Source organism: Companilactobacillus sp. (assembly GCF_022484265.1).
In the GTDB taxonomy this organism is placed as follows: domain Bacteria; phylum Bacillota; class Bacilli; order Lactobacillales; family Lactobacillaceae; genus Companilactobacillus.
Genome location: NZ_JAKVLR010000001.1, coordinates 946,547 through 958,528, shown reverse-complemented (window position 1 = coordinate 958,528; position 11,982 = coordinate 946,547). Strand labels below are relative to the sequence as shown.

11 protein-coding genes are annotated in these 11,982 nt (G+C 37.2%); 8 read left to right on the top strand and 3 right to left on the bottom strand.

Annotated features, from left to right (window positions below):
* Positions 1 to 48 precede the first annotated feature (48 nt).
* The 3 genes from LKF16_RS04800 to LKF16_RS04790 are packed head-to-tail and all read left to right on the top strand — an operon-like array spanning position 49 to position 3,070.
* Complete coding sequence (locus tag LKF16_RS04800; protein WP_291469155.1) at positions 49 to 1,305, top strand: ABC transporter substrate-binding protein; 1,257 nt, start codon at positions 49 to 51, stop codon at positions 1,303 to 1,305.
* A 50-nt stretch (positions 1,306 to 1,355) separates the two neighbouring features.
* Positions 1,356 to 2,234, top strand: a complete 879-nt coding sequence (locus tag LKF16_RS04795; RefSeq protein WP_291469153.1) for a carbohydrate ABC transporter permease — start codon at positions 1,356 to 1,358, stop codon at positions 2,232 to 2,234.
* Positions 2,235 to 2,236: 2 nt separating this feature from the next.
* Positions 2,237 to 3,070 carry a carbohydrate ABC transporter permease gene (locus tag LKF16_RS04790; RefSeq protein WP_291469151.1) on the top strand — a complete coding sequence of 278 codons (834 nt, stop codon included), beginning with the start codon at positions 2,237 to 2,239 and terminating at the stop codon, positions 3,068 to 3,070.
* 62 nt (positions 3,071 to 3,132) lie between these two features.
* On the opposite strand, the gene LKF16_RS04785 is transcribed toward LKF16_RS04790, so the two are convergent.
* The 3 genes from LKF16_RS04785 to LKF16_RS04775 all read right to left on the bottom strand — a co-directional run bounded on the left by LKF16_RS04785 (position 3,133) and on the right by LKF16_RS04775 (position 5,736).
* A complete protein-coding gene (locus tag LKF16_RS04785) occupies positions 3,133 to 3,771 on the bottom strand; it encodes a copper homeostasis protein CutC (protein ID WP_291469149.1) in 639 nt (212 codons plus the stop codon).
* Between the two features lie 82 nt (positions 3,772 to 3,853).
* Positions 3,854 to 4,690, bottom strand: coding sequence for an undecaprenyl-diphosphate phosphatase (locus LKF16_RS04780; protein ID WP_291469147.1), 837 nt, complete (start codon positions 4,688 to 4,690; stop codon positions 3,854 to 3,856).
* A 26-nt stretch (positions 4,691 to 4,716) separates the two neighbouring features.
* Entirely contained in the window at positions 4,717 to 5,736 is a 1,020-nt protein-coding gene (locus LKF16_RS04775; RefSeq protein ID WP_291469145.1) for a lactonase family protein, read from the bottom strand.
* A gap of 70 nt (positions 5,737 to 5,806) precedes the next feature.
* On the opposite strand from LKF16_RS04775, the gene LKF16_RS04770 reads away from it, so the two are divergent.
* The 5 genes from LKF16_RS04770 to yfmF all read left to right on the top strand — a co-directional run bounded on the left by LKF16_RS04770 (position 5,807) and on the right by yfmF (position 11,982).
* The gene (locus LKF16_RS04770) at positions 5,807 to 7,036 is read left to right on the top strand and encodes an AI-2E family transporter (RefSeq protein WP_291469143.1); all 1,230 of its coding nucleotides are present in this window, start codon (positions 5,807 to 5,809) and stop codon (positions 7,034 to 7,036) included.
* 177 nt (positions 7,037 to 7,213) lie between these two features.
* Positions 7,214 to 7,723 (top strand): tRNA (uridine(34)/cytosine(34)/5-carboxymethylaminomethyluridine(34)-2'-O)-methyltransferase TrmL, encoded by a 510-nt coding sequence (gene trmL / locus LKF16_RS04765; RefSeq protein WP_291469141.1) that lies wholly within the window; start codon positions 7,214 to 7,216, stop codon positions 7,721 to 7,723.
* An 11-nt stretch (positions 7,724 to 7,734) separates the two neighbouring features.
* Positions 7,735 to 8,184, top strand: coding sequence for a DUF1149 family protein (locus tag LKF16_RS04760; RefSeq protein ID WP_291469139.1), 450 nt, complete (start codon positions 7,735 to 7,737; stop codon positions 8,182 to 8,184).
* A gap of 79 nt (positions 8,185 to 8,263) precedes the next feature.
* Positions 8,264 to 10,708 carry a DNA translocase FtsK gene (locus LKF16_RS04755; RefSeq protein WP_291469137.1) on the top strand — a complete coding sequence of 815 codons (2,445 nt, stop codon included), beginning with the start codon at positions 8,264 to 8,266 and terminating at the stop codon, positions 10,706 to 10,708.
* Positions 10,705 to 11,982 carry an EF-P 5-aminopentanol modification-associated protein YfmF gene (gene yfmF, locus LKF16_RS04750; RefSeq protein ID WP_291469135.1) on the top strand — a complete coding sequence of 426 codons (1,278 nt, stop codon included), beginning with the start codon at positions 10,705 to 10,707 and terminating at the stop codon, positions 11,980 to 11,982. The genes LKF16_RS04755 and yfmF overlap by 4 nt, the downstream gene beginning before the upstream one ends.

Genomic DNA, 11,982 nt, shown 5'->3' with positions numbered 1-11,982 from the left:
AGATATCTATGATAAGATATTTATTGGGATAAAAAGGGGAGTAAATTAATGTTTAAAAAGTGGATTAAATACGGGATTTTTGGATTATTGTTCGTTATTCTTTTGTCCGGATGTTCAAATTCATCTAAGAATGGCCAAAATAATTCCAGCAAAGAAATTACCGTAATGGTGCCAGATTGGGGAGCACCAAGTAAGAGCATGTTAAAGGATTTTGAAAAAGAATCTGGAGTCAAGGCGAATGTCCAACCAACTTCTTGGGATGATATCAAGAGTAAAGTTTCGATTGCATCCAATGGTAAACAAGCACCAGCAGATGTCATTGAAGTTGATTGGTCGTGGGTCGGAGAATTTGAAAAAGCCAATTGGCTAGAAAAAGTTGATGTCAGCAAAAATGACATCAAAGATATGCCATCGCTCTCAACTTTTAAGGTCGACGGAAATTATTACGCAGTTCCTTATTCCAACGGAGTAAGAATGCTATACGCCAATAAAAAAATGTTATCCGAAGCCGGGGTTGATCAAATGCCTTCTGACTGGTCGAGTTTGGATAAGGATATGAAAGCTCTTAAGGATAAGGATGTAGTAAAATACCCACTTCAATTTCCACTAAGGGCAGAGGAAAATGCTACAACAACATTTTTAACATATGCATACTTGAGAAACGGTATTATTTTCAATAAGGATAATACCTTAAACAAGGCTAGTGCCTTAGATACATTCAAGTTTATTGAAAATGGCGTTAAATCAGGATATATCGATCCAAACAGTGTTTCAACTGATGGAATGGATACTTACAATGGATTGAATAATGCCAAAGGTGCATTCCTGATCGGCCCATCATCATTTACTGTAAGTACTAACAACAAGAAAACTTCAAAGGTTGTTGGTCAAATTCAACCAATCAAGGTAACCTCAGATAAAGGTGCATCATCTAAGAGTGTTGCCTTTACAGAAGCCGTTGGTATTTCTAAATTTTCTAAGAATAAAAAAGCTGCTGCAAAATTCGTTAAATGGTATTCTTCAGCGAAAGTCCAAAAGCAGTTGAACAAGAACTTAAATAATATTCCAACTAGAACTAGTGTTTTGCAACAATTAGTAGACGATAAGTCTATTAAAAACGGTGAAGTTTTAGTGGACTCAAATAAAGTCGTTGGCATGCCATTTCCAAATGGAGTGCCTCAAAATTATTCCAAGATAAGCAGTGCTATTTTCAATACTGTTAACAAAGTTGGCCGTCAAAAATTAACAGCACAACAGGCAACTGATTACTTGGCAAAAGAAATCAATAAGATTGTTAAGGAATAAAAACAAAAAACGGTGTCTTTATTCACCGTTTTTTATTTTGTGTGAGATAGATGGGAAAAATACGAAATAAAAATATCATAGCTTTTGCCTTGTTATTACCGTGCATCTTGATAATTGGTGGAACTGTTTTTTATCCGATCATAACAACATTTAGCTATAGTTTGAGAAACATGAATCTGACTGAAGGCCAACAGAATAATTTTGTCGGATTCGAAAATTATCGAAAAGTATTAACTAATTCTGAATTTCGCGATGCTTTGATCAATAACATCGCAATTTTAATACTCGTAGTTATCCTTGGCTTGATCATGAGTATTTTTGTCGGGGTTATTTTGAATAAAAGTACCAAGTTTGGATCCATCTTAACTGCAATCGTCATTATCCCTTGGGCATTGCCACCGCTAGTCAATGGAATTATGTGGAAGTTTATTTTCTTTCCTGGATATGGTTTGTTAAACAACTTGCTAGTAAAATCACATTTAATTAACGCACCAATTTCCTGGATAACTAGTCGTTCATTATTTTTGATTGTGATTGCAATTATTATAATTTGGAGATCTGTTCCATTTTGTGCAATTTTAATTTTGGCGAACTTACAAAACATTCCAGATACTTACGCTGAGTCGTTTGGACTAGAAGGTGGGTCAAAATGGCAATCGTTTACCAAAATAACTTTGCCACTATTGTTGCCATCTCTAGGGGTCGTGCTGATAAATTTGACCACTACGGCAATGAATGTATTTGATGAGGTGATTGCATTGTCAGGTTATCAAACGGATAACGCAACGCTTTTAGTCTATAATTATTCCACTGTTTTCAATTTCTTAGATTTTGGAATGGGAAGCGCAACTTCATACATAATCATGCTTCTATCTGGAATCGTTGGTTATTTTTATGTCAAAAATATGACGAGAGATATTAAGGGATGAAAATGAAAAAATCAACTATTGGGTATACAATTTCATGCTTGTTAATCATTGTCTTGACGCTGTTGCCGATTATTTGGTGTTTGGTTATCAGTCTGACGCCAGAATCAGAAATGCTGTCATCGCAATTTCAATTCAGCAGCAAGAGTATGACATTTGATAACTATCAAACAATTTTTAATTTCAGTACTCCGCAAAGCGAAACGGTGATGTTAGGTTTAATGAATAGTTTAAAAATCTCAATTTTGACTATCATTGTTGCCTTACCAGTTTCTTTTATTACTAGTTACGCTTTATTCAAATATGATTTCAAATTTAAGAAATTATTTATCACAATTTTATTTTTAACACTGGTTTTCCCAGTGCTGACAACTATTATCCCAATTTATAACGTGTTCAAAAACTTGGGTCTATTGGACAGCATGTTCTGGACGGCCATCATATACACGTCATCAATTATGCCTTTATTGACTTGGATAAATTTAAACTATTTCAAATCGATTTCTCCTGAGATTTGGCAAGCCGCTAAAATTGATGGTTTTTCTGGACCACAGACATTTTTTGAAATTGCCGTGCCACTTTGTCGTCCGATTTTAGTAACCAGCACTTTGATCATCTTCTTAGCTACTTGGAAACAATATATGATACCGATGATTCTGTTGACTACTTATAAAAATCGTACATTGACACTGATCCTTTCAGATTTTATGACCAGAGATTCAATTAATTATGGATTGATTGCTGCGACTGGAATAATCTCCATCATTCCACCAATAATCGTTGCGGTATTCTTTAGAAAATTCTTGATCTATGGTTTTTCTGCACAGGGAAAAGTTTAATTAGACACTAAAATAGCCATATCCCAAAGATAACGGGGTATGGCTATTTACATTACTTGATTCTAATTTAAGTCGATCAACTTTGTTCCACGCAAGGCATTTACATTTAATTCTTTAGCGACTGCATCAGCATTTTCAAAAGTAATTCCGCCGCCTGGTAAAATATCGATTTTACCGTCAGCGTATGCAATCGTCTTTTTAATGTTTGGGATAGTTGCTTCGATTGGTTGATCCAATGTTCCACCGTGAGTCAAAATACGATCAACATCGTGGTCGATCAACCAGTCGATGGTAGCGGGTTGGTCTTTAGGATCAATTTGGTCAAAGGCCATATGGAAGACTACTTGCATACCAGAAGAGGCGCCAATCATCATTTCTAGAGCATCTTCATCCAGTTGGCCATCCTTGGTCAAGGCACCAAAGGCGACTGCATCGATACCTAATTTTTGGGCTTGAAAAATGTCAGTTTCCATCATTTTTAACTCAATATCGTTATAAACGAAGTTACCGCCGCGAGGTCTGATCATCTCAACGAGTGGGATCGATTTTTCTTGGAGATACTTACTAGTTTCTTGTAAGACACCTAAGCTGGGCGTTGTTCCACCGACAGCTAGGTTATCGTTTAATTCGATTCTGTTAGCTCCTGCTAGAACAGCATGAGGAATATTAGTAAAGTTTTCGACAGCAATTTCTTTGTACATAGACATCCTCCAAATAGGTTCAAAATGTTCAACTAGTATAACACAAAAAAATAAAGCCAAGACTTACGTCTCAGCTTTAAGATTATGCGCGTTTCATAAATCCAAAGTACAAAATAACGATGATAGCTAAAATAATTCTGTACCAACCAAAGGCCTTAAAGTCATTCTTCTTAATATAGTTAAGCAAGAACTTGATTGAGGCATAAGCGACGATAAATGATACTAAAACGCCGACTAATAAGATGATTGTTTGGTCGCCAGTAAAGGAATTTCCTTTGTGGAAGTATGAGAAGATCCTCAACAAACTTGCACCAAACATGGTTGGGATAGCTAAGAAAAATGAGAATTCTGTTGCTACGTATCTTGAAGTACCGATTGAGATACCACCAAGAATAGTTGCTCCTGAACGTGATGTACCAGGAACTAATGAAAGGACTTGGAATAATCCAATTCCCAAAGCTGTTCCATATGAAAGTTTGTTTAGATCAGTCACACGAGCTTCTTTGCCTTTGAAATAATTTTCAACGACGATGAATAAAATACCGTAAATCAATAGTGTGGCAGCAATTACTTGCCAACTAGTTAAGTTCTCTTCCATCCAGTCGTTTAATGGTAAACCAATAATGACTGAAGGTAGAATGGCGATGATAACTTTAAACCAAATTTGCCAAGTCTGATTCTTTTCTTCTCGGTTCTTTTTCGGTGAGAAGGGGTTTAATTTGTGGAAGTAAATTAAGATAACCGCTAAAATTGCCCCAAACTGAATAACCACCATGAACATGTCGATAAATGCCTTGGGTTCGCTTAGTTTGACGAACTCATTAGCCAAATACAAATGTCCGGTTGAACTGATTGGCAGGAATTCTGTAAATCCTTCAACGATACCAAGAATGATAGTCTTGATAATTTCAATGAGCATAGTCTATTCTCCTACATTTTTTGAAACTAGATAAAGTGTACACATACACACTCAGGAATGCCAATACTATCTTTAGTAATTGTTAAGATTCCTTTTTTAGGATTACGTTTAAATAGTGTCAAATTGTCAGAGTCTTGATTTGCTGCTAGTAAAAATTTTTCAGAAGGGTCTAACTCGAAATCACGAGGTCCTTTACCTTTAGTCTTAGCTGTGCCTAATTCCTTCAAGCGAGAGCCATCTTCACTGACTTCAAAGCTAGCAATAGTATCAGCTCCACGAGTCGATACATATAAAAATTTGCCGTCTTTCGTGATCCGAATAGCTGCGGTAGTATTCTTTTGCTCGTCTTTAGCAGCACTGGCTTCGTCAACTAATGTAAAGCGTGACTCTTTGGCATCGTAATGGAGCACTAAAACTTTTGAAGATAATTCGCAAGCCACGTAAATATATGGCTTAGTAGGGTGGAACACCAAATGTCTTGGTGCATATCCAGCTGGTGCAATGTAGCTAGTTAACAATTGCGGATTCTTTGGATCAGAAATGTCATACAAGTAAATTCTATCTGCACCGTAGTCGCAAATAATCAGCTTGCCATCTGGCGTTAAAACGCTGTAATGAGGCTTTGATTGGTCTTGTTCGGGACGAGGGCCAGTTCCTTCAAAATGAATTGTTGATAGTAATTCAAGTTTGTTGTCAGCGGTGATTTGATGAATCGTTACTTCGCTCAAATGAAAATAGGCACTGAAAACTAAATTGCTGCTTTTGTCGACATGGACGTATGAAGGGGAAGTCTCTTCAGATAAGTCCTTATCCAAAAATTTCGGTTCGTCGCCACTGATATCGTAGAGTGCGATACCGCCGCCATTGTCATCTTTTGCGATGGCAACTAATTTGAGATCATTGGTCACATCAATGTAGGTTGGACCGTTTAATTCGATAAATAATTTTGGATCTGTTAATTCACCGGTATCAGTATCTAATTGAGATTTATAAATACCTTTTCCAGTTTTTCTAGTGTAGCCACTAAGTAGAACATTTTCTAACATCAGATTACCTCCAAACGTGTATACTCTACAGTATAATGGTTAATGCCAAATAATTATATGGGGGCTATCCATGAAAGAATCAAGAAAAGAAAAAAGTTGGTTTTATCGTTCGTTTTTGAATAACCACGCAACTGTTTTATTGATCAACATTTTAATTGTTTTCTTAATTATCTTTTTATTCTCAAAAATCAGCTTTGTATTTCAGCCAGTTGGCCAAATTTTAGGCATTACCATGCCTCCTGTGATTTTAGCGTTGATTTTGTACTATTTGATCAACCCATTGATCAATGTGCTTGAAAAGAAATTTCACGTTAATCGAATATTGTCGATTTCAGTGGTATTTATTATTATCGCAGCACTGATAGTTTGGGGAATCATGTCATTGATTCCATTAGTTCAAAGTCAGATCACTTCATTGATCAAGAATTGGCCTAGTTATTGGGATTCATTAAATAAAGGATTGCAACATTTGTTCTCAGATCCTAAGATGCACGTCTTTAGGGATCGTCTGATGTCGGCTGACCAAAACATCAGCAAGAGTTTTGAAAAGTCGATGGACTCGATCGTTCCCCAGACATTTAACAATATTGGGTCTGCTTTGAGTGTTGTTACTAATGTAGTGATGATCTTATTGACAGCACCTTTTATCTTGTTCTTCATGCTAAAAGACGATAAGAAATTTAAGGAATCTGTTATCAAATTTGTTCCTAATCGTGCTAGACAGTCAACTAGCGAAATGCTTACTGAAATGAGTCAATCATTAAGTTCATACATTACTGGTCAATTGACTGTGGCCTTTTGGGTAGCGGTAATGTTCTTTGTTGGGTATTTGATTATCGGTCAGCGTTACGCCTTAGTATTAGGTATAGTTGCCGGTATCTTAAACTTGATTCCTTACATTGGTTCAACGCTAGCCTTGCTGCCATCGTTGGTAATTGCTGCTTTTATTGCACCATCAATGGTTTTGAAAGTAATTATCGTGTTCTTAGTTGAACAGACCATTGAAACTCGTGTGATCTCGCCAATTATTGTTGGTAATAAGATGCAAATGCATCCGGTCACGACTATTCTAGTTTTACTAGTGTCGGCAGGGATGTATGGTTTGATCGGAATGATCGCTGGTATTCCAATTTTTGCCATTTTAAAGATTATTTGTACTCGTATCTTCAGATGGTTCAAGCGAAATTCTTCTTGGTATACCGATGAAGATATTATCGAAGAAGAATCACAAGCACCAAAGAATCCACAACCTGAACCAATTTCTGATGTCACAAAAGATTCGGAAAAAAATCACAAATAATTCATTAACCTATTGAATGGGCTGAAATCATAGTTTATAATGATTTTAAACTTTTTCATTGCGTGTTTTTATCAGAAGAGATTTTGATAAAAGCGCGTAAATAGATAAGTTTCATAACGCATGCCCTTGCTGTGGTCTTCACCGAGGGAATGCGTTTTTTATTTTAAGGAGATAAAAATGACTAATCATATTGCATTATTTGAACCACTTATGCCTGCAAATACCGGGAATATTGCTCGTACTTGTGCAGGAACTAACACAAAATTACATTTGATCCGACCTCTAGGTTTCAGCACTGACGATGCACATATGAAACGTGCTGGCCTAGATTACTGGAACAAAGTCGATATCACCTATCATGATGATCTAGACGACTTCATGAACAGCATTCCTGATGAACAATACTTGTATTTGATCACTAAGTTTTCTGATAAAGTATATAGTGACACAGACTTTTCGGATACTAGCGTTGACCACTACTTTTTATTCGGTAAGGAAACTACCGGATTGCCTGAAAAATTCATGCGTGAAAATCCTGAAAAATGTCTGCGAATTCCAATGAGCGATAATATCCGTGCTTTGAATTTATCAAACACTGCAGCATTGGTGATCTATGAAGCAGTTCGTCAACAGCATTTTGCAGGTCTTGAACTAAGTCATCATTATGAGCACGACAAATTAGATTAAGGAGCTAGATCATGAAAACAAACAAAGGTCCAATTACAGTCCAATCATTTCATTACGACATGGCTAATCCTAGCGATGAAGTCAAACAGGAGATCCATGTTTCAATCGAGCATCCGGAATTGAAGGATGAAAATGGCAATCCAATGGATGAGACAAAAGGTAAGATCTATCAAGTGATCGTGCCATTTGAAATTCATCCTCAAGGAGCACCTTTTAAAGTTTCAGGTCTAATTGGTCAAGTGCTACAATTGATCGATTTCCACGACAACCCAGAAGACCTCAAAGATAAAGAAGTTCAACAAATTTCGCGCGAATGCGTGGAATATATTGAGACTTTGACTTATCAAGTAACTGCAGTTACTTTAAATCAAGGCGTGTCATTAAACTTCACTGCTGAGGATTCAGTTGAGCCAAATGAAAATGTGAAAAAACTTCGTGAAAAGAAGAATAAGAAAGATTAAAAAAACGCAGAAATGCGCTTTTTTTGTGCCACAAAAATGTATAATTTTTAAGATGAAGTTAATTTAAGGTGAGGTATTTATGGCTAGAAGAAAGTCGACGAAGACACCTAGTAAAACAACACGTAAACGCACTACTAAAAAAAATAAAGTTGATAATGTCAGACTAATAAAATCATTGGTAGGTCTAGGGTTGATAATATTTTCCGTCCTAGGCTTATTCAAGTTGGGTATCGTCGGTAAATTCTACGATAATTTGTATCGGATCGTCGTGGGAGATAGCTACCAATTCTTATTGCTAGTTAGTATTTTTGCCGGTGCATTTTTGATTGCAACTGGTAAATTGCCGAAGATGAATCCAAAACGGAATTTTGGTTTCGTCTTCACATATTTGGGAGTATTGATTTTTCTGCATAAGCTCATGTTCTCAAAACTTGACTTGTATCATAACTACAACCTGGTAACTTGGAATACCATCACGGCTGATATGGGCAGCAACTCGGTTTACCACTCAGTCGGCGGAGGAATGCTCGGTTCTTATTTATACAGTATTTGCATGCCTCTATTTTCAAGTTTAGGAACGACACTGGTTTCGATTTTACTGATCGTAGTCGGAATTTTAATGTTATTTAACGTAACCATGGAACAATTCTCAAATGTGACTAAGTCATTTATGCAACACTGTCGCAACGGCTTAGTCGCTGTAAAAGATGCATTTTCCGGACGATATGAAAACTACGTCGACAACAAGGATAAAGATAAGCCCGTTGCTAAACCAAAGGCTAAGAGTACAGCAGCAGTTGAACGTGAAGATGACAAGTATCAAGATGTGAACAGCTTTGCTCACAAAAATGATTCTGAACCTGATGCTAAATCTGATGACACACGTCCACGAGATGAAGATACTGGTTTTGTCATCGATGTGCCAAATCAAGATAGTTCCGCGCCTGAACCAATCGCACATAAAGCTGAAGTGGTTTCAAAACCTTATGGCGTTGATGGAGCGACCGCTGATAAAGATTTGCCAACTCCACGTTCAGCAGCAGAACATAACAACGTTTCTGATGACGACTATAAATTGCCATCGGTCGACTTGTTGAAACAAGTTCCTAACGTTGATCAGAGTGCTGAAGTTCGATTGATCGATGAAAATAAAGATAAATTAAAACGTACTTTTAAGAGTTTTGGCGTCGACGTTGATGTCAAAAAAGCTAGCTTAGGTCCGACAATCACTAAATACGAAGTTCAACCAGCTATCGGTGTTAAGGTCAGCAAGATCGTCAACTTAGCTGATGACTTGGCACTAGCATTAGCAGCAAAAGATATTCGTATTGAAGCACCGATTCCAGGTAAGTCATTTGTCGGGATCGAAGTTCCTAATAAGACTGTCTCTTCGGTTTCATTCAAGGACATCACGGAGCATCAAAAGGCTAACAAGAATCCGTTAGTCGTCCCACTAGGTAAAGATGTTTCGGGAAATATCATTGAAGCAGATATCACCAAAATGCCCCATCTGTTGATTGCCGGTTCGACTGGTTCAGGTAAATCAGTTGCCATCAATACCATCATTACTGGTATTTTGATGAAAGCTAAGCCTAACGAAGTCAAACTCATCTTGATCGATCCAAAGATGGTTGAGTTAAACGTCTACAATGGGATTCCACATTTGTTGATTCCTGTAGTTACTGATGCCAGAAGGGCGGCTGGTGCCTTGCAAAAAGCCGTGACTGAAATGGAACGACGCTATAAGCTTTTTGCCGAAACTAATCATCGTAATATTGGTGAATACAACGAAGAAGTTGATGAGTACAACAAGACAGCCCCTAAAGATAAGCAAATGGAACGTTTGCCATTTATCGTAGTTATCGTTGATGAATTGTCTGATTTGATGATGGTCGCCGGACACGAAGTCGAAGCAGCCATCGTTCGTCTAGCTCAAATGGCACGTGCGGCTGGATTGCACATTATCATTGCTACCCAGCGTCCATCAGTTGATGTTATTACTGGTTTGATCAAAGCAAATATTCCTTCTAGAATTGCCTTTGCGGTATCTAGTGGTGTCGATTCAAGAACTATTTTGGATTCGGTTGGTGCCGAAAAACTATTAGGACGAGGAGATATGCTTTTTCAACCAATTGGAAAAAGCAAGCCAGTCCGTTTACAAGGTGCTTATATTTCTGAAGAAGAAGTTGAAAACGTTGTTAACTTTGTTAGCTCGCAACAACAAGCCGAATATGATCAAGATATGATCCCAACCGATGTTTCTGAAGATGGTGGCGAAGGCGGCAAAGACAAGCCAAACGATGAATATTGGGACGATGCTGTCGATTTGATCGTCAACCAACAGTCAGCCAGCGTATCCATGTTACAAAGAAGGTTTTCAATTGGGTATAATAGAGCTGCTAGGATCGTTGACCAAATGCAAGAAAAAGGCATTGTCGGTCCATCAGAAGGAAGCAAGCCTAGAAAAGTATTGCTGACTCCTGAACAGTTAGAATCTATACGGAAAAAACAGGTGGAAAATTGAGAGAAACCTTAGCCAAAAATGTAGTACTAAACGTTAAACAATTAAATCAATTTCGGACGATTAAGATCCAAATCGATTTTTTACGTCCGATCAATAAAGATGAATCTACCAAACGACGTTTATTAGCTAACGTCCTGAGTAATTCGACCGAAAAATTTCCAAGTTTCAAAGCCTTAAACGATCGTGAAATGGAATTATATGGAGCTGAAATCAGTGCCTATACACGTTCGTTGTTAAATTTTAATGACCTCGGATTCAGTATTGAATTTGCTGATCCAGGCTTTTTGATCGGCGACACTAACCAAGTTCAAAATAATTTGGAATTATTGCGAGAAATTATTTTTGAGCCAAATTTGAAGAACGAACATGAATTTGACCAAACCGCATTTGACGTCGAGAAACGAAACATGATGTCGAACTTAGAAGCTGTTGTTGATAATCAGGATTTGGTCAGCATGCTTGAGTTGTCTAAATTAATTCATCATGCTAATCCTGACAAGTTGATCCCGCTTTTTGGGGATAAGACGCAACTTGCTAGTCTTGAAAATGCTGAGTTATTGGACTACTACCGTGATGTCGTCAAAAATGATTTTGTCTTGATCAACGTGGTTGGGAATGTCGATGGCTCAAAATTCCTGGATTTATTTAAGAGCCAGTTTGCAGATGTTTTGCTGAAACAACAACGTTCAGATTTAAAAATCAAATTTGAGAACTTTGACGATCTGATCGAAAATCCTGCTAAAAAAGCTGACCACAAGGAAGTTAACCAAAGTCGTTTAGCTATTGGATACGTATCAGATAAATTAGAAAAGGGTTCAAGTCACATTGCTCCTCAAGCAATGAATTTGATTTTTGGTGGGGATGATCAATCGCAATTGTTCCTACAAGTCAGAGAAAAAAATAGTTTAGCTTATTCAGTTTCAAGTACTTATCAGCCCAATAATCATCTTTTGTCAATTTCTGCCGGACTTGATGCAAGTTCAATGGATCAAGCAATTTCCTTGATCAATGATCAGTTGCAATTTATGAAAGATGGCAAATTCACTGATGATCAGATCGAACATGCTAAAAAGGTGCTTTTTACTAGACGAGCCATTAGTTCGGATAGTATTCAACACTATATTATGCGTAGTATTTGGGAATGCGTATACCCAGAAGCAATGCTCGACGAAGAAGAATATAAACAAGAATTAGCCAAACTAGATCGAAAGCATATTATTTCCGTAGCAAATAATTTACATTTGATTGCTGAATACAAGTTGATTGGAGAATAG